Source organism: Methylocystis sp. H4A (genome assembly GCF_015709545.1).
Lineage (GTDB): Bacteria > Pseudomonadota > Alphaproteobacteria > Rhizobiales > Beijerinckiaceae > Methylocystis > Methylocystis silviterrae.
Map to the genome: position 1 here is coordinate 355,249 of NZ_JADNQY010000028.1, position 26,018 is coordinate 381,266.

The following is a 26,018-nucleotide window of genomic DNA, read 5'->3' on the forward strand; positions in this document are numbered from 1 at the left end:
CGCGCGCCGCCCGGAAGAGAAGGGCGCCCGCCGCTTGCGTTTTCGGCCGCGCCGGGGTTCAACAGCCTCGCCCGCGCCGTTTGCTCGGGCGGCGGACAGGCTATGCTCGCCGCTCCCCGATTCGCCCAACCGGATTCGACATGCGCCTTTCCCGCTATTTCCTGCCCATTTTGCGCGAGACCCCGAAAGAGGCCGAGATCGTCTCGCACCGGCTGATGCTGCGGGCGGGCATGATCCGACAGGAGTCGGCCGGCATCTACGCCTGGCTGCCGCTCGGGTTGCGGGTCTTGAACAAGATCAACGCCATCATCCGCGAGGAGCAGACCCGCGCCGGCGCCATCGAATGTCTGATGCCGACCATTCAGTCCGCCGATCTGTGGCGCGAGTCGGGGCGCTATGACGCCTATGGCAAGGAAATGCTGCGCATCGCCGACCGCCACGACCGCGAGATGCTGTACGGCCCCACCAACGAGGAGATGATCACCGAGATCTTTCGAGCCTATGTGCGCTCATACAAGGATCTGCCGCTCAATCTCTTTCACATCCAGTGGAAATTCCGCGACGAGGTGCGGCCGCGTTTCGGCGTGATGCGCTCGCGCGAATTCTTGATGAAGGACGCCTATTCCTTCGATCTCACGGCGGAAGCCGGCCGCCATTCCTACAACAAGATGTTCGTCGCCTATCTGCGCACCTTCGCGCGCCTGGGCCTGACCGCCATTCCAATGGCGGCCGAATCCGGGCCGATCGGCGGCAACAGCCATGAGTTCATCATTCTCGCGTCGACCGGCGAAAGCGAAGTCTTTTGCCACAAAGATTTTCTGTCCTTCGCGCCGCCGCCCCCTTCGATCGACTTCGACGATGCGGCGGCGTTGCAGGCGGTGGTCGACAAATGGACCAGCCGCTATGCGGCGACGAGCGAGATGCATGACGCCGCCGCCTTCGCCGCGGTTCCCGAGGACGCGCGGGTCGCGGCGCGCGGCATCGAGGTCGGCCATATTTTCTACTTCGGAACCAAATATTCCGAGCCGATGAGGGCCGTCGTCAACGGACCGGACGGCAAGGAGGTCGTCGTGCAAATGGGTTCCTACGGCATCGGGCCGTCGCGCCTCGCCGCCGCCATTATTGAGGCGGGTCATGACGACAACGGCGTGATCTGGCCAGAATCCGTCGCGCCTTTCCATGTCGGGGTCGCCGATCTGAAAGTCGGCGACCCGGCGACGGGCAAGGTCTGCGCCGATCTCGTGGCGCAGCTCGAGAACGCGGGACTGGACGTGCTGCATGACGATCGCGACGAACGCCCCGGCGCGAAATTCGCGACGCTCGATCTCATCGGTCTGCCCTGGCAGGTTCTGGTCGGGCCCAAGGGCCTGGCTGAGGGCAGGGTGGAGGTGAAGCAGCGCCGCACCGGAGAGCGGGAGCTTCTCGCGCCTCAGGACGCCGTCACCCGCATCGTCGCCGCAATAAGACAGGCTCAGGCATGACCGAAGCGGCGCAACCGGCAAGAGGCGCCGGAGCGGCGCAACCGGCAAGAGGCGCTGGCGCCTTTTCGACCTTTGAGCGGATGGTGGCGCTGCGCTATCTGCGCGCCCGTCGCGCCGACGGCTTCGTCTCGGTCATCGCCGGCTTTTCGTTCCTCGGCATTATGCTGGGCGTCGCGACGCTCATCGTCGTCACTTCGGTGATGAATGGATTCCATCGCGAGCTGATGGACAAGATCATCGGCATCAACGGCCACGCATTCTTGCAGGCGGTGGAGACGCCGTTCACGGACTGGGACCGGGTCTCCGCCAAGACGGCGAAGCTGCCCGGCGTCCAGCTTGCAATTCCCATGGTCGAGGGCGCGGCCGGCATATCGACTCAGTTCGGCCAATCTGGCGTGCTTGTGCGCGGCGTGCGCGAGAAGGACCTGACGCGGCTCCCCGGCGTAGCGGGCAACGTCAAGAGCGGCGCGCTTGCCGGATTCGATAAGGCCGGCGGCGTCGCCATCGGTCAGCGGCTGGCGGAGACGCTCGGCGTCGGCGTCGGCGACCCGGTCAGCCTGCTCATCGCCAAGGGGGTGCAGACGCCCTTCGGGGTGGCCCCGCGCATCAAAGCCTACAAAGTCGTTGCGATCTTCTCGATCGGCATGTCCGAATTCGATAGCGTCTTCGTCTATATGCCGCTCACCGAGGCGCAGCTCTTCTTCAACAAGGAGAATGAGGCGACGGTGGTCGAGGCTTTCGTCACCGATCCCGAGAAGATGGACGATTTTCGCGTCAACGTCGAAAAGTCCATCGACCGGCCGCTGATCGTCACCGACTGGCGCCAGCGCAACAAAACGTTTTTCGATACGCTGCAGGTCGAGAAGAACATTCTTTTCATCATTCTCGCTTTGATCGTCGTGGTCGCGGCCTTCAACATCATCTCCGGGTTGACGATGCTCGTGAAGGACAAGACTCAGGACATCGCCATACTGCGCACGATGGGCGCGACGCGGGGCGCGGTCCTGCGCGTGTTCCTGATCATCGGAGCTTCGATCGGCGTCGTCGGCACGCTGGCCGGCTTTGCGCTAGGTCTGGCGCTGGCGAAAAATCTCGACACCATCCGCGTCGGGGTCAATAAGCTGTTCGACGCCAATCTCTTCCCCGCGGAGTTCTATTTTCTCTCGCGGCTGCCGGCGATCGTCGACCCCCGCGAGGTGACGGCGATTGTGGCCATGACGCTCACGCTCGCCGTTCTCGCCTCGATCTATCCAGCCTGGAAAGCCGCATCGCTCGATCCGATCGAAGCGCTGCGGCACGAGTAGTCGCGATGAGCGAGGCCGTTCTCGAACTCCGCAGCATCGCGCGCCACTATCGCGAGGGCGAGGCGCGGCTCGACATTCTGATGGACGTCAATCTGTCAATCTACCCGGGCGAGACGGTCGCGCTGCTGGCGCCGTCTGGCGCCGGCAAGTCGACGCTCCTCCATATCGCCGGACTCCTGGAGCGCCAGGACGGCGGCGAAGTGCTGATTGCAAATGCGCCGACGTCGCGCATGTCCGACGCCGAGCGCACGCGGCTGCGGCGCGCCACCGTCGGCTTCATCTATCAGTTCCATCATCTGCTGCCGGAGTTCTCGGCGCTCGAGAACGTGGCGCTGCCGCAGATGATCAATGGCCTGAGCGGGAACGAAGCGCGCCTGCGGGCGCAACAGCTGCTCGACTATTTGCGGCTGGGACCGCGCGCGTCGCACCGGCCGTCGGAGCTTTCCGGCGGCGAACAGCAGCGCGTCGCCATCGCCCGCGCCGTCGCGAATGCGCCGCACCTTCTGCTTGCCGACGAACCGACCGGCAATCTCGATCCGCGCACCGCGGAGCATGTTTTCGGGACGTTGTTGGCGCTCGCCCGCAGCACCGGACTGGCGGCGCTCATCGCGACTCACAATATGGAGCTCGCGAAACAAATGGACCGCCGCGTAACCTTACGCGACGGTCGAGTGGAGCTCTTAAGCTGAAGCCGCCTTAAGCCTTCGTTGTGGGCTTCTTACCCATGAACTGGTGCCTGTACCAGAGGCCGAAGCCAACCAGCGCCAGGACCCCGAAGAACACGGCGATCGTAATTTCCCTGGTTTGGGTCAAGCCGACGGAGAAGGGGAAGCGCGCGACATATTCTTTCGCGCCATCGTCGCTTCTCGCCTTCACCAGTCCGATGAACTTGCCTTCCTGCGGAAAGACGTGCTCGAAGGTGAGCGTGCCGGACTTATACTTCTTGGGGGGAGAGTAATACTCTGTATTCGCCTCGAGATTTTCGGAGTCGTCCTTCTGGCCGACGTCACGGACGACGCGCATCTCGAGATTCATGTCACGCAGTTCGTCCTGCTGCGCATCCAGGGTGATAATGGTGGGCCCGGCGTCTGGAATATCGTCGCAGAACTGCTCACGCGACTTTTGCGGCTGATACCCCGTGAATGTCATCGTATCCGGGCCGAGTTTCATCAGGCATTGGCCCTGGTTAACGCCGACGTCGCCATGCGCGTGCGCTTGCGTGATCCAGCCGGCCGCCGCGAACAGCATGGCGGCGAAAAATCGCATGATCATCTGGTTTTCTCCCTTCTGAACTGGCCGCTCTGCGATGAGCAGTCTCTTATTGGCGCGCAGTCCGGTTCCGACGCGCCAGTTTTCGCACACCCTTTGAGCGAATGCGAGCTGCGACGGCCGAGATTCGGGAACCTTCAGCAGCGCTTTAGTTAATATAAATCAGCTGCGCCCTCTTGTCCCGCGACCAAGGGCCACACGCGCTCGAAAAAGTCTGCGCGGCCTGTTTATTGTACAATCCCGTCGCCTGACGATGATTTTTTCGTAAGGTTCGCGTGTTAGAGAAGCTGCTTAAACGTCATGCACTTGGCGTAACTTCGGCGCAATTTCGAGGCAATCATCAGCGCCAGGGTTGGCGAAGTTAAATTTTCATTTAACTTAATCGAGCCTTCACAACCTATGGCGGGAAACATGTTGAACTTTCCTTATCTGCGTGATCAAGCTGAACTTTCTGTCACCGGCGGCTGTCTTTCGACCATTTGGTTGAAAGACCACCAGACTCTAGTATTGCGCAAGACTCGTCCGGGTTTTGACGCGCCGACGATCCGTACAATTACAGACATATTATCGGCGATCGACCGAGGCGAGCTGAACGAGCTCCGCTACATCGTCTACGATTTCGCGCATGGCGTGCGAGAGGCGCCAAGGCCGGCGGAGGGTTTTGGAGAGATGGCCGCCGAAAATTCCGAGCTGATCGTCGATACGCCGGTGATCACGCTCGCCTGGGCGCGCGGCCTCATGACCGGCTCCGATTTCGACTTCGCTATGCATTGCTCCGGCATCGTCGCCGAAAGGGACGCGCAATTCTCCTTCTCGGGAGATCCCTCCGACCTCTTGGGGCTTTACGCCGCAGTCGGTCGGACATTGGGCTTCGTGAAGGCCGAGCGTCTGATGGACAGCAATACGGCGCTCACTGCGGAAGACGCGCACGAACTGCTGATCGTCAGAGACGTCGTCGAACCGCAGCCTGGCGCCGCGGCGATAGAGCGCTACTTGGCCCGGTTCGGCCGGCGCTATAACGCGTCGCACGCGATATTTCGCGCGCAACGTATGGTGCAACCTGGGGTTGATCGGCGTAGCCTGGTGGCGCTCGAGCGCAACTGAGGCCTGCTCGCGAAATCTCACGCCGCGCTGACGAGGCGCGGCGCGTCCCGCCAATACTCGAGGAGCGGTCTCAGCTCCTCGATTGGCCGCGGTCGCGTGTAGAGGTAACCCTGAATGAGAAAAATATTCTTGCTCGCCATGAAGGCGAGTTGAGCGTCGGTTTCGACGCCTTCGGCGACGAGATCGATGGATAGATCCTGTGCGAGCGCAGAGATCGCCGAGATGATCGCCTGCGTTTTGGGCGACTCGATCGCCTGCCGCGCGAAGGCGCGATCGATCTTGACCTTCTTGACCGGGAAACGATTGAGATAGCCGAGGCTGCTGTAGCCGGTTCCGAAATCGTCGAGTGAGAGACGGACGCCGAGCGCTTCGATCTCGCGCAATTTGCTTTCGACGTCATCTGACACCATGAGCGTCGTTTCGGTGATTTCGAGCTCCAAACGATCGGGCTCCAATCCAGATTCGCGGAGCGTCGCCGCGACCATTTCGGCGAGATCCTTCTGTTGGAATTGCCTTGGCGCGATATTGACGGCGACACGGACGTTCGAGGGCCACGATTTCGCGTCATTGCACGCCTGCCGCAGCGCCCAGGCGCCGAGCTCGATGATCATGCCGGTTTCTTCGGCGATAGGAATGAATTCGCCTGGCGAGATCATTCCTCGGGTCGGGTGGCGCCATCGCAGCAGCGCCTCCAGGGAAACGATCGTCGCGGTGCGGGAATCGACGACCGGCTGGTAGTAGACGATCAATTCGTTCGCCAGGAACGCATGACGCAATTCGGTGTCGATTGCGCGCTTTCGGGTCAGCGCGTCCTGCATCTCCTGAGAATACCAGATCGCCTTGCCGCGCCCTTTCGTTTTCGACCGGTAAAGCGCGAGATCGCTGCATTTGAGCAGGCCGCCGGAGGTCTCCGAGTCTTTTGGCGCGGCGGCCATGCCGATGCTTGCGCCGATGTTGATGACATGGTTTTCGACGATGAAGGTGCGGTGCATCTCGGTGAGTATATTGGCGGCGAGTTCATCCACGTCAGGCAGGCGTTCGCCGGCGCGCAGCAGCACGCAGAACTCGTCGCCGCCGAGCCTCGCCACCACATGCGGACGCGGCACGCAGGCGGCGAGACGCGCTCCAACCGCAGACAGCAGCTGATCGCCGATGGAATGGCCCAGCGTGTCATTGACCTCTTTGAACCGATCGAGATCAATGTTGAGCAGCGCGGCGTGAAACCCGCGTTGCCTGAGCTGAACCATTTCCTCCTCAAGCGTCTCCTGAAACTGATAGCGGTTCGGCAGATTCGTCAGATCATCGAAATGCGCGATGCGCTCGATCTCGCGGAGCGCGCGCTTTTGTATCGTCACGTCCTCGATGACGGTAATGAAGGATCCCGCTTCGGCGCGTTCGCAGTGAAATTCAAAAAAGCGTTCGCCGAGCTTGTGCGTGAAGATGTTGGCGCGCGGCATTGTGACGTGCCGCCTCCATCGCTCAAAAAAGATTTTGCCTTCCTGCGACGACATGCCGACGCTCTTGCCGATCGCTTGCGCCAGCGCTTCGAGCCGGATCGGCGTCGCCGCCGCCACGATGCCGAAGAAATCGATGACGCGCCGATTGACGACCGTGACGGAGAGGTCGGCGTCGCCCATGCACAGGCCATGCGTCATCGAGTTCAGCGCGAGGCTGAATTTCTGCCGCTGGCGGGTGGCGTCCAAGCCGTTGCGCAGCGCCGACTCCAAATTGCTGTGCAGAAATTTCGTCGTTGAATGAATGGAGACGATCAGCAGCACGACAATCAGCGCGAGGCCGAGGTAGCGCCGTTCTTCATGCATCATCGCGGCGATCGCAAGGGGAAGCGCGAGGCCGAGCGATTGCGCAAGAACGATCCAGGGACGGCCGGCGTTGCGACCCGCAAGTCCGCTCAGGCCGCTCATCATAATCACGATGCTGTAAATGCCGAGAACGTCATTGTAATGGTTGTAGAACAAGATGGCGACGGAAGCGCCGACCGCCGTCATGAAGCCGACCGCGCCGATCGCGTAGAGCCTCTCCCATTCCCGCGAATCGCGTCGTCGAAGCGAGACGGGCGCGCTCGCATGCGCCAAGAAAACGTAAAGACGAAAGGCGCCGAGAACGGCGATCAGCGCCACGAAGTAGAGATAGACTCGCTCGCCGAGAAGAAACCAGGCGAGCGCAGGCGCGATGAGGCCGCCGAGAAGGCCCGCAAAAAACGAACCGGCGGTGCCGAACAGGGTTTCAACGAGATCGCTATGGATCTGAACGTCGGAGCTTTCGCTGGCGGCTGGGTTCCTACGGACGAGCATGAGCTAATCCTCTTTGGGAGACAGCGGCTTTTTCGAAGCCTCGCCCTTGCCGTCGGGAAGCTCGTCGCCAGGAAGACGCAACTGCGCCGAAACAAGCCGTTCCATATAGCGCAGGTCATGCCGTGAAATGGCCATGGAGCAATCCGTCCAAAGCTCGACCACCCGAAGCAATTCCTCCTTAAGTACGGGGAAACATTGCTTTCGAAACTTGACGAGGGCCTGACGGCGCCGCCAGTTTGCGCCGTCGGGGTCGAGCATCCACTCATGGGCGGTTTCGAGCGCCCGGCCTTCCGGCGCGACGACGTCGATGATGTCGAGATCGAACAGTTCGCGAGCGGAATAAACGCGACCGGCCGAGAGAATCTGCTGCGTGCGCGCGGGCCCGACGCGCCGCGTCAGAAAGGTCACAGCGCCCATCCCCGGAAAAGTGTTGAAGGCGATCTCGGGCACTCCAAAACGCGCGCTCTCCTCGGCGATGACAAAATCGGTGGCCAGCGCCCCTTCGAAGCCGCCGCCCATGCATTGTCCCCTAACGACGGACAGCGTCAAGACAGGAAGATCGAAAGCCGACGCCAGCGTGTACATCACCTCGATACAAGCATAGGCGTAGGTTAGCAGCGAATCTCGATCATTGTTCCTGATGCAGGAAACGAATGTCGCAAGATCGCCGCCCAAGCTGAACACATTCGGCTTCTTGGAGGCCATCACGATGTAGCGGATCGGCCACTTCGAGCCCTCCGTCTGCGCCAGACGTTTGATCGCGTCGCGAAACTCGATTGCCTCCTGCAACATCCGCAAAGTGTAGCAGTGCGGCGAGTCTGCGCGATAGTTCATCCACACCGATTGCGTGGGCGCGTCATATTCTATGTCTAGATGTTCGAAGCGCCAGTGAGGAAAATCTTGGGGAGCATGCCGTAGGCGCGCGGCGCCAGTCATATCCAATACTTCGGGGCCAAGGCCTCCCCCCTCGATCAGACAAGAAAACAAGCCGTCCGGATCCCGCCGCAAGGCGCGGCGGCGCGGGCGGGTTAAGCCGCCAAAAGCTTCAAGTGAGTTTGATCCAGCATTTGGCAATGCCTTCAACTCGCGGTCGAAGCTTCTTCCGTCACAGAAGTTCAGACAGAGATCTTAACAGACGGAAAAAACGTGATTCTATTTCTGGGTTCTATTAACCTTTGTGACGCTTCCTCTAGGCGACTTCGAACCAAGTCGCCAGTCCGCCCGCTTCGTGTTCCAGAATATCATCATGCACGGCCCATTTTCCAGGTGAATCAGCGAGGAAGGCGGCGTGCTTGGTTTTTCCGGGGGGAACGATCACGCCGTTGCGCCAATAGGGCTCCCATCCGTCATCGAGGTCATGCAGAAGACGCATGCACTGCCCGTGAACATGCATCGCGAGCGCCGCTCCCGACTTGTTGACAAAGCCCAGCGTCACCGGGGTTCCGTTGGCCACTTTGAAGAGCGGCGGGCCTTGATAGCCTTTGGTCAAAGCGCCATTGATCGTCCAGCCGGGGCCGGTTGCGGCCTTGCGCGTTTCGATCACGAGATCGACCTTCTTGGCGCTTGCGAGCTTGATCTCGGAAGGAAGCGCCGAATTCTGCGGGAGCGACGCTATCGGCGGACGCTTTGACGCCTTTGCGCCCTTGGCGTCCGCGACGAAAAGGTCGCGATCCTCGCCATTCGGTCCGCGCAAGATCAAATTGGCCTTGGCGCCTTCGGTCTCCGGCATGTCGAACATCAGCTCGAAGCGCGCCCCCGGCGCGACGGGAATGCTCCGCTTGATCGGTTCGAAGGCGTCGCACGGCTGGCCGTCGATGGCGATCACGAAAGGCTGCGCGCCCGCGAGGGACAGCACCATGATGCGCGCGTTGCTGAGATTGGCCAGGCGCAGCCGCACCCTGGCGCCGGGCGCCAGGCTCTGCAGGGCCGGCGCAGCCTTGCCGTTGACGCAGAGCAGCGGGCCGATCCGGCCGACGCCGCTTGCCGCCGCCGGATCGTCGAAGCCGCCAACGACTTGGCCCGCGTCATCGAGCCGCCAGTCGTCGAGCACGAGAAGCAGGTCGGCGTCTGCGGGCGGCGGCGCCGGCTCGTCGACGACAAGCAGTCCCTTGAGGCCGCGCCCCATGAGCTCCGGCGTCGCGCCATAGACGCTCGGCCGGTAGCAGAACAGGCCGGGATCGGCGAGCGTGCGGCGGTAATCAAAGGACCCGCCGGGCGCGACCGCCGCCTGCGTCAGCGGCGCGACGCCCTCCATCGCATTGTCGCCGCGCAAGCCATGCCAGTGAATGGTCGCGGGCTGGTCGAGCTTGTTCAGGAAACGGACGGCGAGTTCGTCGCCCTGCTGGTAGCGCAGGACGGGCCCCGGCGTGCTTCCGTCGAAGCCGAGAATGCTGGTTTCGCCGCCGCCGGACAGGCGCGCCTTCCCCGGCCGCGCCTCGATCTGCCGCAGGGAGCGCGGCGGCGACTGCGCCACAGCCGGAAGCGCCGCCAGGCTGGCGGCGACGCCGGAAAGAACGACGCGGCGGGAGAGAGATTGTGACATCGCCATCTAGCTATGGCGCAGCCCGGCCCGTTGGGCAATGATTGAGAGCTTCAACTTCTCGCACGCCGTGAGGGGAGCGCGAGAACGGCCAATACACGAGGAGGCTCGAGACATGAGCGCGCCGCGCATGAACAGGACTGCCGCTATTTTAGGCTTCTGCAGCGTATGCGGGTTTCTGCCGCTCGCCGCCTGGGCGCAGGCCCCGCAAGGCTATTCCGACTATCGCCAGTCGCTGATCGCCGGCGGCTGGAAGCCGAACGTCGGCTACGGATTGAAAACCGCCCGCGGCAAGCCCCTATATAAGTTTCCGGAAGTCGTCTGCGGTCCGACGCTTTGCAACGCCAAATGGCGCGACCCCCAGGGTCACGAAAAAGTCATTACGCTGATCCGCGGCCTCGAGGGGGCGGATCACCGCGTGGCGCCACAATAGCCAGCGGCGGCTGGCATCCCGCCCCGTCCATGCTATAGAGCGACGCCCGACGAATCGAGTTCGCGCTTGGGAGCGCCTTGGCGCGCCCTCAGACGCGCAAGGGACTGCGCCTTTTCGGGGGAACAGGATCGTTTGAGAGGGAATCGAACGGTTCGATTTCATCTCAAGCGATCCCGGTTCACGGGCAGGGAAATTGAGGCGGCCCTCTCCGCCGATCGCGGGCGTGGCGGAACTGGTAGACGCGCCGGATTTAGGTTCTTGAAAAAACCCATGATAATCAAGCGCGTATGCTAGTTTGGCGTGCCAGCGAAAATTTGATAATTCCCTTGCTTTCGGTAACGCAATGACTACAGGGCCGAAGGGGATGGATATACACCTATTCAGGAAAGGAATGGAGGGGTTTGCTAAGGTCGATCCTGAGATCAATGCCACGATGATCCTAATATTCTTGTTCGTGGCTCAGCGCGGGCTATGCACTCAGAAGGATGTGGAAGTGAGCTTAGGTCTCACTAATGCTACGGCTAGTCGAGGCGTTAGCTGGTGGTGTGAGGTCAAGCGCTTTGGGAAGGAAGGAGCAGGATATGTAGAGCGACATGAAGACCCAAAGGATAGGCGCTATAAACTGCTCCAACTAACGCCAGCCGGGAAAAAGTTTTATGAGAAGCTAAGAGCGTTGGCGCTGTGATGAGTCGCTTGTGCAGATCGGAACCACTGGTATAAGCCAGCGGCTTTCGTCTCGAAGGTTTGTGTGTGTCGGTGTCAGCATTGGCACAGTCGCCGGACATGATATCCGGCATCACTTCCACTGAGTTGTCATCGAGAGCTGAGTCGGTTAGTTCGGCTACCAGATCAGCATCTGGTGGAGTGCCAAGTCGTTGGCACAGTGTCCTGCCTTAGCGTAACGAACTTTGCGCTAAGTCGTTGAAAATGAAGTTTGCGGGCGTGGCGAAACTGGTAGACGCGTCGGATTTAGGTTCCGGTGACGAAAGTCGTGGGGGTTCGACTCCCTCCGCCCGCACCAGAGCCGCCTACCGTGGCAGTCGCATAATCGTCGTCGCGCGCCGGCGACGTCGCAGTCATTAAGAAGGCTAATCGAGATGCAAGTAACGCAGACCTCCTCGCAGGGCTTGAAGCAGGAATACAAGGTGGTCCTGCCGGCCGGCGAACTCGCCGCCAAGCTAGCCGCTCAGCTCAGCGAGATTCAGGCGAAAAGTCAGATCAAGGGATTCCGTCCCGGCAAGGCGCCGATTGGCCATCTCAAGAAGCTCTACGGCAAGAGCATCATGAGCGACGTGTTGCAGGAGGCGGTCAATGACGCCAACCGCAAGATCGTCGAGGAAAACGAGCTGCGCATCGCGCTCGAGCCGAAGATCGATTTCCCCGGCGGGCAGGAGGAAGTCGAGCGCGCGCTGACGGCCGAGGGCGATTTCTCCTATGTCGTCACCTTCGAAACGCTGCCGAAGTTCGACATCGGCGGGTTTGACGACATCTCACTGGAGCGTCCCGTCGCCGAGGTCGCGGAGGACGATATCGAGAAGGCGCTGCAGTCTCTCGCCGATCGTGCGCAGGACTTCGAGGCCAGGCCAGAAGGGGCCAAGGCGGAGAAGGGCGACAGACTGACGATCGATTTTACCGGCAAGCTCGACGGCGAGCCCTTTGAGGGCGGCGCGGGCGGGGACGTCGATCTGGTGCTGGGCGCGGGAACCTTCATCCCCGGTTTCGAGGAACAGCTGGAGGGCGCCGCCGCCGGCGACCAGCCGGTCGTCAAGGTCCGGTTCCCCGAGGATTATGCGGCCAAGCAGCTGGCGGGGAAGGACGCCGAGTTCGACGTGACGGTCAAGTCCGTTGCGGCGCCCAAGACGCTCGGGCTCGACGAGGAGCTCGCCAAGAAATACGGCTTCGAGTCGCTCGAGGCGATGAAAACCGCCGTTCGCGGCAACCTCGAAGCCGATTTCGACAAGGCCTCGCGCGAGAAGATGAAGCGCGCGCTCCTCGACGCGCTCGACAGCCGCTATTCCTTTGAGCTGCCGGAGAGCCTTGTAGAGCAGGAATTCGCCAATATCTGGGGCCAGCACGAGCAGGAAAGCCAGCGGGCGGGCCAATCCGTCGCCGAAGACGGCAAGACGGAGGAAGAGACGAAGGCCGAGTTCCGCAAGATCGCCGAACGACGCGTGCGGTTGGGGCTCGTACTGGCGGAGATCGGAAAAAGCGCCGACGTGAAGGTGGACGAAAAGGATCTGACTGACGCTTTGGTCGAGCGGGCGCGCATGTTCCCAGGCCAGGAGAAGGCGGTTTGGGACTATTACCGCAACAATGAGCAGGCCCTCGCTCAGCTCCGCGCCCCAATCTACGAGGAGCGCGTCGTCGACCACCTCTCCAAGCTGATCAAGATCGCCGACAAGACCGTCTCCCGCGAAGAGCTGTTCAAGGAAGACGAGGAATAGTCGGTCGTCCGGCTGTCTTCCCCGCAGGCGGCGGCGCGCCGCGAGGAAATCCGGCATACCAGGCTGATGCGCACGGCGCGCTGCGGAGATCGTGGCGTGACGGCCGCAATCGAGTCTTTGCGTCCGGCGCGGGCGCAGATATATGACGGGTCAAGAGTTCCCGGCGAGGCGCATCAGCCTCCGCCGGACCACAGAGGCGATACGCGATGCGCGACCCAATCGAAAACTACAGCCAATATCTCATCCCACAGGTGATCGAGAACACTTCGCGCGGCGAGCGCGGTTTCGACATCTATTCCCGCCTGCTGCGCGAGCGCATCATTTTCATCACCGGGCCGATCGAAGATCACATGGCGTCGGTCATCATCGCGCAGCTGTTGTTTCTGGAGTCCGAGAACCCCAAAAAGGAAATCTCGCTCTACATCAACTCGCCGGGCGGCGTGGTGACGTCCGGCCTCGCCATCTACGACACGATTCAGTTCATCAAGCCGAAGGTCTCGACGCTGTGCGTCGGGCAGGCGGCGTCGATGGGCTCGCTTCTGCTGGCCGCGGGCGCCGACGGTCTGCGCTATGCGCTCCCGAACGCGCGCGTCATGCTGCATCAGCCCTCCGGCGGCTTCCAGGGTCAGGCGTCGGACATTCAGCGCCACGCCGAAGACATTCTGAAAGTCAAAAAGCGCCTCAATGACATCTATGTCCGTCACACGGGCAAGGACTATGAGACGATCGAGCGCACGCTCGACCGCGATCATTTCATGTCGGCGGAGGAGGCGCGGAATTTCGGGATCGTCGACGCCGTGCAGGAGCGGCGGCCTGACGACGAGAGCGACGCCAAGCGCTAAACGCTAAAGGCGCCGGCCGCGTTTTCTGAGCGCCCGGCGCCAATTGCTTGAGGGATGGGGCATTGGGGCGCGCATGTTTCGTAAAATTCTAATCGCCAATCGCGGCGAGATCGCTTGTCGCATCATTAAAACAGCGAAGCGCATGGGACTTTCAACCGTCGCCGTCTATTCCGACGCCGACGCCGACGCGCTGCATGTCGAAATGGCCGACGAGGCCGTCCGTCTCGGGCCGCCTCCCGCCGCCCAGTCTTATCTGCTGATCGATAAGATCGTCGCCGCCTGTAAGGAAACCGGCGCCGAGGCGGTGCATCCCGGCTATGGCTTTCTGTCCGAGCGCGCCGCCTTCGCCAATGCGCTCGCCGAGGCGAATATCGTTTTCATCGGTCCCAATATTCGCGCGATCGAGGCGATGGGCGACAAGATCGAGTCGAAGAAATTCGCCTCCGCCGCCAATGTCAGCGTCGTGCCCGGCTACCTTGGCGTCATCGAGAACGCCGAAGAGGCCGTTACGATCGCCAGGGACATCGGCTATCCGGTGATGCTCAAAGCATCGGCCGGCGGCGGCGGCAAGGGCATGCGCGTCGCTTTCACCGACGCCGAAGTGATCGAAGGCTTCACGCGCGCGCGTTCGGAGGCGGCGTCTTCCTTCGGCGACGATCGCGTCTTCGTCGAGAAATTCATCGTCAATCCGCGCCACATCGAAATTCAGGTGCTCGGCGACAAGCACGGCAATGTCATCCACCTGAACGAGCGCGAATGTTCCATTCAGCGCCGCAATCAAAAGGTGATTGAAGAAGCGCCGTCGCCGCTGCTGGACGAGAAGACTCGTCGCGAAATGGGCGCGCAAGCCGTCGCCCTCGCGAAGGCCGTGAACTACGATTCGGCAGGCACGGTCGAATTCGTCGCCGGTCAGGACAAGAGCTTCTACTTCCTTGAAATGAACACGCGCCTGCAGGTTGAGCATCCGGTGACGGAGCTCATCACCGGCATCGATCTTGTCGAGCAGATGATCCGCGTCGCGGCGGGCGAGCCGCTGCAACTCAAGCAGGAAAACGTCAAGATCAACGGCTGGGCGGTCGAGAGCCGTATTTATGCCGAGGACCCCACGCGCAACTTCCTGCCCTCGGTCGGGCGACTGGTCAAATACCGGCCGCCGGAAGAGAAGCGAGAAGGCGGCGTTGCGGTGCGCAACGACACCGGCGTCACCGAAGGCCGCGAGATCTCGATCCACTACGATCCGATGATCGCCAAACTGGTGACGCATGCGCCGGATCGCCTTCGCGCGATCGTGGCGCAGGCCGACGCGCTCGATCGCTTCGTGATCGACGGAATTCGCCACAATATTCCGTTTCTGTCGTCGCTCATGCAGAGTCCGCGCTGGCGCTCGGGCAATCTCTCGACGGGCTTTATCAGCGAAGAATATCCGGAAGGATTTTCGTCGCCCGAGCCTCGGGGAGATCTGGCGCACACGCTTGCCGCGATCGCGACGCTCATGGACCACATCGGCAATGAGCGCAAACGCAAGATCTCCGGGCAGCTGCGCGGCGGAAGGCCGGTCGAGTTCGAGCGCGAACGCGTGTGCATGCTGGGCGAGCAGAGATTCGACGTCTGCGTCGAGGCGCAAGGCGAAGCGCTCATCGTGCGTTTCGCCGAGGGCGATCAGCGCGCCCATCGCGTTTCGACCCAGTGGCGTCCGGGCGAACTCGTGCTCGAAGGCGATGTCGACGGCCGCACGGTCTATGTGCAGGCGCGGTCCATCCTCAACGGCTATGGGCTGTCGCATCAGGGCGTCGACGTCACGGCGCGCGTCTACACCAAGCGCGAGGCGGAACTTGTCGCCTACATGCCCAAGAAAAAAGACGCCGGCGCCTCCAAGCACCTGTTGTGTCCGATGCCCGGCCTGGTGAAAACCATCGACGTGGCCGAAGGTCAGGAGGTCAAGGCCGGCGAGGCCTTATGCATGGTCGAAGCGATGAAGATGGAAAACGTTCTGCGCGCCGAGCGCGACGTGACCGTCAAGAAGATCCTGGCGAAGGCCGGCGACAGCCTTGCGGTCGACGCCGTGATCATGGAGTTCGCCTAAAGGCGTCGCGCGCTGACGGCGGGCTACAGATTGAGGAACATGCTCACCGAGAGAATGTGATTGATCCGGTGATCGAACGTCTGCGCGCGCCGCGAGACGACGCGCGATTGGATGAGCTGGTTCATATAGCCGATCTCCACGCGCGCCTTCTCGCTGAAACTGTAGCCGAGGCCGGCGAAGCCGCGATTTTGATCGAAGCCGAACCGCGTTGCTGGCGTCGTTGAATTCAGCCGCACAAACACCTCATCCCAGAGCACAATGCTCAAGGGGGCGTTTTCCCAGAGCGGATACGAAAAGCGCACAAATTGGCGCAGGCGCCATTCGACGGGGTTCACGTTCTGAATGAAGCGCTGCTCAAGGCGCGTGCGGCTCGTCAGGTCGCCGAACGTCGCTTTATCGGTGAGCAAGACCTGTTGCCAGATCCGATTTTCATGTTGCGTTTTGGCGTCTTGCGGAAAGGTCGCGATATGCGCGTAGCCGAGCCACAGGCTGGCGTTGTCGGTAAGCGCATAGCCGACGCCGGCGCGCCCCAGAGCCTGATCGGCGGTGGCGCCATCGTTCCGAAAGCGCCCCTGACTTTCCAGCCATAGGCGCCATTTTTTCAAACTTGGATCAATCGAGCCGAGCTTGGCGATGGCGGTGACGTTTTCCCAGATCCTGAAATCTTCGTCGACCGCCGCCGCCGGGGCGGCCGTCGCGAAAATCACGAGCAAGGACCCGCCGCAACGGGCGAGCCGCCTCGTCCTTTGAATTGTCGCCACTGACACCGCCGTCACCGTGCAAACTGAGCTTCTTGCGCATTGGAGCGACTCCTCTCACGCCCGTCAAACGCGACAGAGACGATAGATCAGGCCGCGACTGATGTCGGCGCGGGACGCGCCCGCTCCCGGAACAGGCCGTGCAGCGCGTCCCAATCGAGCACCAGTTCGCCGCCGTCGCTGCGAAGTTGCTCGTCCCAGCTCGCGAGCAGATCGAGACAGGCATGATCGATATACGTCAGCTCGTTGAGATGCACATGGAGACGCGCGCCCCGCGGCAAGGCTTCGAAAGCGGCGGCGAGTTGCGGCAGTCGTATGAAAGTCGCGGCGCCCTCCAGATGGATCACGGTCATGCCGTTGATCTGTTCGCCGCGGATGTTGAGATGCGAGAAGGTGTAGAGCAGGCGCGCGACCGCCAGACCGACGCCAACCGCAATGCCGGTCAGCACGTCGGTCGCGACCACCGTCGCCAACGTCGCCGCGTAGATGCCGGTTTCGATACGGTCCTGACCCCAGAGAAAGCGCGCGAATCCGAGATTGATCAGATTGATTCCCGCGTAAACCAGCACCGCCGCGAGGCTCGCCACGGGGATGATGCGCAGCACGTCGGGCGCGAGGGTGATGAACAGCAGAATCCACAGGCCGTGGAGCACGGTCGAGAGTCTCGTGCGTCCGCCCGCCGTGACATTGGCTGAACTGCGCACGATGACGCCCGATACCGGCAGCACGCCAAGAATTCCGCAAAGGAAATTGCCGACGCCCTGCGCCACCAGCTCCCTGTTGTAGCGGGTGCGGGGCGTGCGTCGCTGCATCGCATCGACGGCGGTCGCAGTCAGCAGCGATTCCGCGCTCGAAACGAAGGCGAGCGACAACGCCGCCGCCCAGAGCGCGCCCTCGCCGATCCTGCCAAGGGTGTGCGTTGTCGGCAAATTCACCGCAGCCAGAAGATCGTCCGGCGCCGGGACATATTTGATGTCGAGGGCGAAGAAGGCCGCAGCCGCCGTCGCCAGGCCTACGCCGACGAGCGGGGCGGGGAGAAAGGACAGCCATCTTGGCGCAAAGCGGCGCCACGAGAGAATAGCGGCGACCGTGAGCAGTCCGATCAGGGCGGCGGATTGGTGCGCCTCTATCGTCACGCCCTTCCAAACGGCAAGCGGCAGCGACCAGAGATTGATGACGCCGCCGAATTCCTGTCCCGTCCCGGGCGGCGTATCGTCGACCATGACGTGAAATTGCGAGGCGAAAATCAGCAGGCCGATTCCGGCGAGCATGCCCTGAATCAGCGCGGGCGCGACCGCCCGAAACACCGGTCCGAAGCGCAGGGCGCCGGCCGCAATCTGAATCACGCCTGACATCATCACGATGAGCCCGAAGACCTCGAAGCCGAGGTCCTTGATGAACACGGCGGCCATCACGGCCGCGCCATTCGCCGCGCCGCTCACTTGCAGCGGACAGCCCGAAAGCACGCCGACGACGATGCCGCCGATGACGCCGCTGATGAGGCCGACGGCGGCGGCGTTTTCGAAGGGAAAGCCGGCGACGAGCGCGAGACCCATCGACAACGGAAGAGCGACGAGCAGCACGACGACGGAAGCGAAGACGTCGTCTTTGATCGCCGAGAGGCGAGAAGGCGCGACATCAACTTCTACAGACATTTTCGCATCCTTTAATGGTTCAGGTTCGCGGAAGCGGCGCGACGTCAAACCTCGACGCTGACGCGCTCTCTCTCTTCGCGCGCAGGCATCTCCGACGGCGTCGGCGCGCGCGCGAATTGGCGCGTCGCGGGGTCATAAACAAAGACTTCGCCTGTCTCGATCTTGTAGACCCAGCCATGCAGCCTCAGTTTGTCTTGCGCGAGGGCGGAGGCGACGACAGGATGCGTGCGCAAGTTTTCGAGCTGCGCGAGCACATTCTCCTGGATGGCGACGTTGAGCTGTTCGGACCCGGTTCTGTCCGCGTATTTTTCGTGCATGATGCGCCGCGTCGCTTCGGCGTGCGACAGCCAGTCGCTCAGCGCGGGAAAAGCTCCGGCCGGCGGCGGATCGAGCAGGCCCTTCATCGCCCCGCAGTGCGAGTGGCCGCAGACGATGATGTCCTTGACGCCAAGGCCAGCGATCGCGAATTCGATCGTCGCCGCTTCGCCGCCCCGCACGGCGCCGTAGGGCGGCACGAGATTGCCCGCGTTGCGCAGGATGAAAAGGTCTCCTGGCGCCGACTGGGTGAGCAGGCACGGGTCGATGCGCGAATCGGCGCAGGTGATGAACAGCGTCTCCGGCGCCTGGCCCTGGGCGAGGCGCTCGAACAATTCGCGCTGGCTGCCGAACACCTGCGACTGGAAGTGGTGGAGGCCTTCGATCAACCGCTGCATTTTTTTGAGCTCCCATTGCTTGTGCGCGAGATCGCGCCGGTGAAGTCGCGCGCCGACCGCATGAGAAGCGCGAGCGTCTCTCCGGCGGTCGCGTCAATTCAGGCCGCCGACTCTTTCATCCGCCGGCTCGGATACGCCCACGTCGTCGGCGGTCGGTGGTCGGCAATCCGCGTCTACGTTGCGCTTGCGCAATTGGCTAAAAAACTCGCAGAGCAGGCAGTGTCCCGGGGCGCCGTCGATGAATTCGCGCCCGGCGGCGAGTCCGGGCGACGTCAGCGCCCCGGCCAAGGCCAGCGCGATGAGTGCGGAGCGATGCGCCATTGCCGTCCTCCTTTGGTCGAAGCGCCGCCGCGACGCTGACGTCGTCAAAGATGGCGCAGTGGATTGATATTGAAAATAAGGATATATAAATTAATTACATCGTTAAAAGCTATGGAACCATGGAACGTCTCAACTATCAGCACCTGTTCTACTTCTGGAACGTCGCCCGGGAGGGCGGCGTCACCCGCGCGAGCGAAAAGCTCGGATTGGCGCAGCCGACGATCAGCGGCCAGATCGCGGTTTTGGAAGCGTCGATCGGCGCGCAGCTCTTCCGCAAGGAAGGCCGCAATCTCGTGATGACCGAAACCGGACGCACGGTGTTCAATTACGCCGACGAAATATTTTCGCTGGGCCGCGAACTCGGCAGCGCCTTGAAGAACCGCGCCGGCGCAGTCAGCGTCAGGCTGAGCGTCGGCGTGTCAAACGCCTTGCCGAAACTCCTCGTCTATCGTCTGCTCGAACCCGCTCTCGCCGCGCATAATCAAGTCGTCTGTCATGAGGATAAGACCGAGCGCCTCCTGGCCGAACTGCCAGTGCACGGAGTCGATCTCGTGTTTTCAGACTGGCCTGCGACAGGCGCTGCGGATGCGCGCATCTACAATCATCCGATCGGCGAATGCGGCGTGGCGGCGTTTGCGACGCTCGAACTGCAGCAGCGCTACCGGAAGAATTTCCCGCGATGTCTCGACGGCGCGCCGCTCTTGCTGCCGACGTCGAACACCGCGTTACGACGTTCGCTCGACCAATGGCTGGACGCCAACAGTCTCTTTCCGAAAATCGTCGCGGAAGTCGAGGACAGCGCCTTGCTTAAGACTTTCGGCGCCGCTGGCGCGGGCGTGTTCATGGCGCCGACCGCCGTTCGCGCCCAGGTCGAGGAGCAATATGGCGTCAAATACATCGCCACTCTCGAGGGCGTCAGCGAACGATTCTATGCGATCACCGCGCAGAGAAAAATCAAGCACGCGGACGTCGCGACAATCCTTGAAAGCGCGCGGGACTGGCTGGTCTAATCGTTGAACACGCGTGTCACATGACCCATCTTGCGGCCCGCGCGCGTCTCTTTTTTTCCGTAAAGATGCAGACAGGCGCCGTCTTCGCGCGCCAGCTCCGGCCACGTGTTGACGTCGTCGCCGATCAGATTGCGCATCTCGACGCGACGACCGTGCCGGCGCGCGACGCCGAGCGGCCAGCCGGCGACGGCGCGCATATGCTGCTCGAACTGCGAGGTCAGCGCGCCGTCGAGCGTCCAATGTCCGGAGTTGTGCACGCGCGGCGCAATTTCATTCACGACCAAGGTCTCGCGGTCGCCATCGCGGACCACAAACATCTCGACCGCGATCACGCCGACGTAATCGGCGGCCTCGGCGAGGCGCCGGGCGATGTCGATCGCCTGTGTCGCCGTTTCGTCCGCGATCTCGGCAGGCGCGATGGTCATCGCCAGAATATGTTGTTCGTGGAGGTTTTCGGACACGTCATAAGCGCGAAATTCGCCGTGCAGTCCACCACGCGCGGCGACGACCGACACTTCTTTCTCGAAGGGCACGACGCTTTCCAGAATGCATGGCGCGCCGCCAAGCGTGCGAAAGGCGACGGCGAGGTCGCCGCCATCGCGCAACTGAGTCTGGCCCTTGCCGTCATAGCCAAGGCGCCGCGTCTTCAGGATCGAGTTGCGGCCGAGCTGCGCGACGGCGCGCGCAAGCGCGCCCGCGTTGTCGACGGCGACGAAATCGGCCGTCGCGATCCCGAGGCTCTGCACGAACTGCTTCTCAATGAGCCTGTCCTGGGTCAGGGCCAGCGCCCTGGGATTGGGGCGCACTGGCCGATGCGCTTCGAGGACGTGCGCCGTGCGGGCGGGCACGTTCTCGAATTCGTACGTCACGACGTCGACGGCTTCGGCGAATTCGGCGAGAGCCGCCTCGTCGTTAAAGTCGGCTTGCGTGCGGGCGGCGCAGACGTCGAAGGCGGGGTCGTCGGCCACTGGCGAGAAGACATGCGCCTTCAGCCCGAGCCGCGCGCCGGCCAGCGCCAGCATGCGCGCGAGCTGGCCGCCGCCGAGAATGCCGATCGTCGCGCCGGGCGCGAGCATCAAGCGCCGTCGCGCGGCGTCGCCGCCACGTTGTCCGTCTGACGCGCGCGATAGTCCGCGAGACGCGCGGCGAGCGCCTTGTCGGCGAGGGCAAGAATTGCGGCGGCGAGCAGCGCGGCGTTGATTGCGCCGGCCTTGCCGATGGCGAGGGTTCCCACGGGCACGCCGCCCGGCATCTGGACGATCGAGAGCAGCGAATCGAGGCCTTTCAGCGCTTCCGATTCGACGGGAACGCCGAGGACCGGCAGCGGCGTCATCGCGGCTGTCATGCCCGGCAGATGCGCGGCGCCGCCAGCTCCGGCGATGACGACCTGAAAGCCTTCCGATTCGGCGCCCTTCGCGAAGGCCGCCAGTCGATCGGGCGTGCGGTGGGCCGAAACGATGCGCACGTCGTAGCCGATCTCGAGCGACGCGAGAGTTTCCACCGCGTGGCGCATCGTCGCCCAGTCGGATTGCGACCCCATGATGACGGCGACGGGCGGTTTCGACTTCCCCACTCTGCATTCCTTTACGAAGGGAAGCCATGCGGCATAGACGATGGCTTCCCGATAGGCAAGCGCGCGATCTGCGTCGATCGCAGGCCGATTTCGCTTCGCGAGCGGGCGGCGCCCGCGCTAAGAGTACCCAGCATTCTCTCGATCAGCGTGGGCGAATTATGGACGAAGGCCTGAGGCAAGCGGTCGCTGTGCTGGCGGTGGCGATGATCGTCGCAATCGCCGCCCGTCAAATCAGACTGCCCTATACGGTCGGACTGGTTCTTGTCGGCGCCGCTGTCGCTTTGTCGGGCGCAGACTTCGCGCCGCATCTGACTCATGATCTGATTTTCGACCTCGTCTTGCCGCCGCTGCTGTTCGAGGCGGCGTTGACTCTGTCCTGGCGCGAACTGGTGCGCGATTCGCTGCCTTTGCTCGCGCTGGCGGGAATCGGAACGGTCGTTTCCGCAGCCGTTGTCACGGCGTCGATGACGACGTTGCTCGGCTGGCCTCTCTTCTCGGCGATGCTGTTTGGCGCGCTGATCGCCGCGACGGATCCGGTCGCGATCATTGCGATGTTCAAGGACAACCGGATCAAAGGCCGCATGCGGCTGCTGGTCGAAAGCGAAAGCCTGCTCAACGACGGCGCTGCGGCGGTGCTCTTCGTCATGGCGCTCGCCTTCGTGCAAAGCGGCGGCGCGGACCAGAGCGCCGCGGCGACCGCCTTGACTCTCGTGAAAGTCGTGTTCGGCGGCGTCGTTGTCGGGGCCTTGTTCGGCGGGGCCGCCATCCTCGCCTCGCTGCGCACCTCGGAACATCTCATCGAAGCGGCGCTGACGACCATCGCCGCATTCGGCTCGTTTCTGGTCGCCGAATATTTCCATGTCTCTGGCGTGCTGGCGACGGTGACGGCCGGTCTCGTCATGGGCAATCTGGGCCTGCTGAGCGAGGCGGAAGGCGGCTACATCAGCCTCAAGGGGCGCGAATTCGTTCTGTCCTTTTGGGATTTCGCGGCTTTCCTGGCCAATTCCATGGTGTTTCTCATGATTGGCGCGGATGTGGCGTCGACTCCGTTCGGCGCCGTTGGGGCGACGGCGCTGGCCGTGGGGATCGCCACGGTGCTTTGCGCGCGCGCCATCGTCGTCTATCCGTTGAGTTCGTTGTTTTTCGTTTCGCGATGGAAGATCTCGTTTCGCGAGCAGCATGTTCTCTGGTGGGGCGGCTTGCGCGGCGCGCTTGCGCTCGCCCTGGCGCTGTCGCTTCCGGGCGATCTGCCGCAACGCGACGAGATACTCGCCATCACTTTCGCCGTGGTCGGCTTCTCGATTGTGGTTCAGGGCCTCACCATGCCGCTGCTGCTGCGCGCCCTCGGCTTCGTGGCGGGGCGGCCATAAGCGGCGATCCGGGCGCCGAGCGGCGGGAGGGACGAAGCCGACCCAGCTTAAGCGATAATGTCGGGCGTGAGCTGGTCTTCGAGATAGGCGATGCGGTCGCGCAGCAGCAGCTTGCGTTTCTTCAGCCGCTGAATCTGCAGCTGATCGGCGACGCCGACCGCCAGCAACGCGTCGATCGCGGTCTCCAGATCGTGATGCTCCAGCCGAAGCCGTGCGACTTCAGCGCGGGTCGCGCTCATGTCGATCTCGCTCGTGTCGTTCATTGACAGCCGCCGTTGAGCGCCATTGAACGCTGGGGAATCGATGGCTCTAGAGCGCAATTATCGCGCCGCAGCCATGGCGCGTTCAAGCGAATTGCTCTGTCGTCATTCATAGGCGCTCCGCATCTCCTCGATTGCAGCGATCTTGGCGTAGAGCGGCGCCCAGTCGTCGCGCTCGGCGATCGCCGCCCAAAGCGCCTCGACCTCGTCGATCAGCATCGTACAGGGCGCCGCGCCCCGAAAATAGGGATGATCCAGGCGCGCCGTCGGCGCCGGCTCATGGTCGGCCAAAGCGGCGCGTAGCGGCGTGAAAGCCTCCGCTTCGTAATGCGCCGCGGACGGACTGTGTTTGGCGCGCGCGGCGGACGCCATGCCGCCGCGCCAGTCGAAGAAGGTCCATTCGAAGGGGGCCTGCGTCATTGTCAGAAAATCGACGAAGGCCTTCGCCAGCGCAGCGTCGGCTTCCTCGCCGGCCGAGGCGAGCCCGAGCCGATTGAGCAGCGCCGCCCGAAATTCCTGCTGGATACGCGTGGGAAAGGTCGCCAGAACCTTTTCGGCGGCCTTTAACCCGATGAGGGGGATCAGACATTCGGCCAGACGGGACAGATTCCAGCCGAGCGCGCCGGGCTGACGGCCAAAGGCGTAAAGCCCGCTTTCGTCGAAATAGGCGGCGGTGAAGGTCGGGTCGTAGACCGGCGCAAAGCGCCATGGGCCATAGTCGAAGCTCTCGCCGGTGACGTTGATATTGTCGGAATTCAGCACGCCGTGAACGAAGCCTGACGCCATATAGCCGGCGCCGAGCCGCGCGACCCGCGCCACGACCTCTTCGAGAAAGGCGAGGGCCCTCTCCGGCGCCGGCAGATCGGCAATTGCGGGAAAATAGTAGCGGCAGACATGGTCGAGCAGCCTCTCGATCGCCGCGGCGTCGTCATGGAAGGCGAGGCGCTGAAACGTTCCGATGCGAATATGCGAATGCGACAGGCGCACCAGCACGCTGGAGCGCGTCGGCGACGGTTCGTCGCCGCGCATCAGCGCCTCGCCCGTTTCGATCAGGCTGAAGGTCTTGGAAGTGTCGACCCCGAGCGCCTCCAGCATCTCCGTCGCCAGAATCTCCCGCACGCCGCCCTTGAGCGTCAGCCGCCCGTCGCCGCGCCGCGACCAGGGAGTCTGGCCGCTGCCCTTGGTGCCGAGATCGAGCAGGCGGCCGTCCGTGGCGTCGCGCAGCTGCGCGAAGAGGAAGCCGCGACCGTCGCCGAGATCCGAGTTGTACACGCGGAATTGATGGCCGTGATAGCGCAGCGCCAGCGGATGCGCCAACCCGCCCGGGAGCGGCGAAAAACGCCCCAAATGCTCGATCCACTCCGCATCGCTCAGCCCGTCGAGGCCGACCCGCGCCGCCCAGCGCTGATTGCGGTAGCGGAGTCGATGCTCGGGGAAGGTGGCGGGTTCGACGCGGTCGAAGAAGGGCTCGCCCAGACCTTCGTGTAACGTCTCGGGGCGATAAAGCTCGGTAACGGGCATAAGGACCGGGGCTCGCAAATCGCGCGCCGCGGCGCGAATGCCAAAAAAATAAGGCGGAGATCTCTCTCCGCCCATGGCGTGAAGCAGAAAGTGAGCGAAGGGAAACGCTAATGTCGCGTTTCGCTAATCGACAATTTGACGAGCTCGTCCTTGATCTGCAGCTTTTTGCGCTTGAGTTCCAGGATCTTCAATTCGTCCGTTTGGGGATGCAGCTGTTCCTGCTCGATCTCCTTTTTGAGCGCGTCATGGCGGCGCTGGAGTTCGACGATATGGCCCTGCAAGGACATGCGAAACCTCCTTAACTTCTCTCCGCTCGACAAGCGGGAGGGGCGTTAAGTCTGCCACAAAGCGGGCGCGCCGCAAGACTCGAAATCGCCCAACGTCACAAAACTTTTGCACACGAAGCCCGTGTCCTTTACGGAACGTCAATTCTTTCCGTGGCTTGCGGTTAAGGCTGATTCCCGATGTCGCAGGCAAAGCCCGCTTGCGCGTCGCCGCGTTCGTCAGTATAGACGGGCGCTCCGGCCCACGGGCCTGGGGGCGCGTAGCTCAGCGGGAGAGCACTACGTTGACATCGTAGGGGTCACAGGTTCAATCCCTGTCGCGCCCACCATTCAAGCGGCCCATTTCGGTTCCGCCCATCGCCGCAAGCCTTGCAACATTGACCCGACCGTGCGTCACCCCGACGTGCGCGCGAAACTGTAGCTCGTCGCTTGCCCGAGCATATCCGCGCCCCATCTGGCGTCTTGCTTCGTTCGAAGAGGCAGGGGCAGCGTATGTGGAAGTATCTATTCCTCACCCTGCTTGGCGTCACCCTTGCCGCCGGCGCGGCCCAGTCCAAAGATCAAGCAAAGGCGCCCAAAAACTGTTTCCCTATCCTTCGTATACCGGGGGCTGTCGCGACGCGCCCTTACGGTCACATCCCTTACTCGGTCTGGTACTACGTCCTTTATCAGCCGGTTTGCGACGGCAAATCCGCGAAGACATGCATTTGGGCGTGTGGAAGGCCGCCCCCCCCCCCCCCCC

The 26,018-nt window shown here is 62.7% G+C and carries 23 protein-coding genes and 2 tRNA genes; 12 read left to right on the forward strand and 13 right to left on the reverse strand.

The annotated features are described in order from the left end of the window. Nucleotides 1-140: 140 nt before the first annotated feature. Genes proS through IYW40_RS18360 form a run of 3 tightly spaced genes read left to right on the forward strand, consistent with a single transcriptional unit; the run spans nucleotide 141 to nucleotide 3,474 of the window. Nucleotides 141-1,481 (forward strand): proline--tRNA ligase, encoded by a 1,341-nt coding sequence (gene proS, locus IYW40_RS18350; RefSeq protein ID WP_196401701.1) that lies wholly within the window; start codon nucleotides 141-143, stop codon nucleotides 1,479-1,481. Beyond that, complete coding sequence (locus IYW40_RS18355) at nucleotides 1,478-2,785, forward strand: lipoprotein-releasing ABC transporter permease subunit (RefSeq protein WP_196401702.1); 1,308 nt, start codon at nucleotides 1,478-1,480, stop codon at nucleotides 2,783-2,785. Before proS ends, IYW40_RS18355 begins: the two co-directional genes overlap by 4 nt. Nucleotides 2,786-2,790: 5 nt before the next feature. After that, complete coding sequence (locus IYW40_RS18360) at nucleotides 2,791-3,474, forward strand: ABC transporter ATP-binding protein (protein WP_175093459.1); 684 nt, start codon at nucleotides 2,791-2,793, stop codon at nucleotides 3,472-3,474. A gap of 7 nt (nucleotides 3,475-3,481) precedes the next feature. Here the strand turns inward: IYW40_RS18360 and IYW40_RS18365 are convergent, their stop codons facing one another. Further along, entirely contained in the window at nucleotides 3,482-4,057 is a 576-nt protein-coding gene (locus IYW40_RS18365; RefSeq protein WP_196401703.1) for a hypothetical protein, read from the reverse strand. A 408-nt stretch (nucleotides 4,058-4,465) separates the two neighbouring features. Between IYW40_RS18365 and IYW40_RS18370 the strand changes: the two genes are divergently transcribed. Then, complete coding sequence (locus IYW40_RS18370; RefSeq protein ID WP_232365932.1) at nucleotides 4,466-5,158, forward strand: enoyl-CoA hydratase-related protein; 693 nt, start codon at nucleotides 4,466-4,468, stop codon at nucleotides 5,156-5,158. 17 nt (nucleotides 5,159-5,175) lie between these two features. Here IYW40_RS18370 and IYW40_RS18375 read toward each other — a convergent pair whose 3' ends face one another. The 3 genes from IYW40_RS18375 to IYW40_RS18385 all read right to left on the reverse strand — a co-directional run bounded on the left by IYW40_RS18375 (nucleotide 5,176) and on the right by IYW40_RS18385 (nucleotide 10,018). Next, entirely contained in the window at nucleotides 5,176-7,470 is a 2,295-nt protein-coding gene (locus IYW40_RS18375) for an EAL domain-containing protein (protein ID WP_196401704.1), read from the reverse strand. 3 nt (nucleotides 7,471-7,473) lie between these two features. Next, entirely contained in the window at nucleotides 7,474-8,406 is a 933-nt protein-coding gene (locus tag IYW40_RS18380) for a crotonase/enoyl-CoA hydratase family protein (protein WP_196401705.1), read from the reverse strand. Nucleotides 8,407-8,659: 253 nt separating this feature from the next. After that, nucleotides 8,660-10,018 carry a multicopper oxidase domain-containing protein gene (locus IYW40_RS18385; RefSeq protein ID WP_196401706.1) on the reverse strand — a complete coding sequence of 453 codons (1,359 nt, stop codon included), beginning with the start codon at nucleotides 10,016-10,018 and terminating at the stop codon, nucleotides 8,660-8,662. Nucleotides 10,019-10,124: 106 nt separating this feature from the next. Between IYW40_RS18385 and IYW40_RS18390 the strand changes: the two genes are divergently transcribed. From IYW40_RS18390 to IYW40_RS18415, 5 genes are all read left to right on the forward strand, one after another. Next, nucleotides 10,125-10,442, forward strand: a complete 318-nt coding sequence (locus IYW40_RS18390) for a hypothetical protein (protein ID WP_196401707.1) — start codon at nucleotides 10,125-10,127, stop codon at nucleotides 10,440-10,442. Between the two features lie 936 nt (nucleotides 10,443-11,378). Beyond that, a tRNA-Leu gene (locus IYW40_RS18400) sits at nucleotides 11,379-11,463 on the forward strand. A 76-nt stretch (nucleotides 11,464-11,539) separates the two neighbouring features. Next, complete coding sequence (tig, locus tag IYW40_RS18405) at nucleotides 11,540-12,886, forward strand: trigger factor (RefSeq protein ID WP_196401709.1); 1,347 nt, start codon at nucleotides 11,540-11,542, stop codon at nucleotides 12,884-12,886. A gap of 206 nt (nucleotides 12,887-13,092) precedes the next feature. Beyond that, nucleotides 13,093-13,728, forward strand: coding sequence for an ATP-dependent Clp protease proteolytic subunit (locus IYW40_RS18410; protein WP_029651228.1), 636 nt, complete (start codon nucleotides 13,093-13,095; stop codon nucleotides 13,726-13,728). 73 nt (nucleotides 13,729-13,801) lie between these two features. Then, the gene (locus IYW40_RS18415) at nucleotides 13,802-15,811 is read left to right on the forward strand and encodes an acetyl/propionyl/methylcrotonyl-CoA carboxylase subunit alpha (RefSeq protein WP_196401710.1); all 2,010 of its coding nucleotides are present in this window, start codon (nucleotides 13,802-13,804) and stop codon (nucleotides 15,809-15,811) included. Between the two features lie 23 nt (nucleotides 15,812-15,834). Here IYW40_RS18415 and IYW40_RS18420 read toward each other — a convergent pair whose 3' ends face one another. The 4 genes from IYW40_RS18420 to IYW40_RS18435 form a co-directional block, all read right to left on the reverse strand. Continuing rightward, entirely contained in the window at nucleotides 15,835-16,518 is a 684-nt protein-coding gene (locus tag IYW40_RS18420; RefSeq protein ID WP_348644319.1) for a DUF2490 domain-containing protein, read from the reverse strand. Between the two features lie 140 nt (nucleotides 16,519-16,658). Next, entirely contained in the window at nucleotides 16,659-18,224 is a 1,566-nt protein-coding gene (locus tag IYW40_RS18425; RefSeq protein ID WP_196401712.1) for a SulP family inorganic anion transporter, read from the reverse strand. Nucleotides 18,225-18,268: 44 nt separating this feature from the next. Further along, the gene (locus tag IYW40_RS18430) at nucleotides 18,269-18,937 is read right to left on the reverse strand and encodes a carbonic anhydrase (RefSeq protein ID WP_175094898.1); all 669 of its coding nucleotides are present in this window, start codon (nucleotides 18,935-18,937) and stop codon (nucleotides 18,269-18,271) included. A 93-nt stretch (nucleotides 18,938-19,030) separates the two neighbouring features. Continuing rightward, entirely contained in the window at nucleotides 19,031-19,258 is a 228-nt protein-coding gene (locus IYW40_RS18435) for a hypothetical protein (protein WP_196401713.1), read from the reverse strand. A 119-nt stretch (nucleotides 19,259-19,377) separates the two neighbouring features. Here IYW40_RS18435 and nhaR point away from each other — a divergent pair, with 119 nt between their 5' ends. Beyond that, nucleotides 19,378-20,268, forward strand: coding sequence for a transcriptional activator NhaR (gene nhaR / locus IYW40_RS18440; protein WP_196401714.1), 891 nt, complete (start codon nucleotides 19,378-19,380; stop codon nucleotides 20,266-20,268). Here nhaR and IYW40_RS18445 read toward each other — a convergent pair. Next, a complete protein-coding gene (locus tag IYW40_RS18445) occupies nucleotides 20,265-21,344 on the reverse strand; it encodes a 5-(carboxyamino)imidazole ribonucleotide synthase (protein WP_196402217.1) in 1,080 nt (359 codons plus the stop codon). The genes nhaR and IYW40_RS18445 overlap by 4 nt on opposite strands. Next, nucleotides 21,344-21,808: a 5-(carboxyamino)imidazole ribonucleotide mutase gene (gene purE / locus IYW40_RS18450; RefSeq protein ID WP_196402218.1), complete on the reverse strand. Its 465-nt coding sequence runs from the start codon at nucleotides 21,806-21,808 to the stop codon at nucleotides 21,344-21,346. The genes IYW40_RS18445 and purE overlap by 1 nt, the downstream gene beginning before the upstream one ends. A gap of 191 nt (nucleotides 21,809-21,999) precedes the next feature. Between purE and IYW40_RS18455 the strand changes: the two genes are divergently transcribed. Continuing rightward, nucleotides 22,000-23,211 (forward strand): sodium:proton antiporter, encoded by a 1,212-nt coding sequence (locus IYW40_RS18455; protein ID WP_196401715.1) that lies wholly within the window; start codon nucleotides 22,000-22,002, stop codon nucleotides 23,209-23,211. A gap of 47 nt (nucleotides 23,212-23,258) precedes the next feature. Here IYW40_RS18455 and IYW40_RS18460 read toward each other — a convergent pair whose 3' ends face one another. From IYW40_RS18460 to IYW40_RS18470, 3 genes are all read right to left on the reverse strand, one after another. Continuing rightward, entirely contained in the window at nucleotides 23,259-23,474 is a 216-nt protein-coding gene (locus tag IYW40_RS18460) for a DUF465 domain-containing protein (RefSeq protein WP_029651219.1), read from the reverse strand. A 102-nt stretch (nucleotides 23,475-23,576) separates the two neighbouring features. After that, a complete protein-coding gene (locus IYW40_RS18465) occupies nucleotides 23,577-24,992 on the reverse strand; it encodes a protein adenylyltransferase SelO (protein ID WP_196401716.1) in 1,416 nt (471 codons plus the stop codon). A gap of 107 nt (nucleotides 24,993-25,099) precedes the next feature. Next, entirely contained in the window at nucleotides 25,100-25,279 is a 180-nt protein-coding gene (locus IYW40_RS18470; protein ID WP_196401717.1) for a DUF465 domain-containing protein, read from the reverse strand. A gap of 251 nt (nucleotides 25,280-25,530) precedes the next feature. On the opposite strand from IYW40_RS18470, the gene IYW40_RS18475 reads away from it, so the two are divergent. Next, nucleotides 25,531-25,605 (forward strand) — tRNA-Val (locus IYW40_RS18475). Nucleotides 25,606-26,018 lie beyond the last annotated feature (413 nt).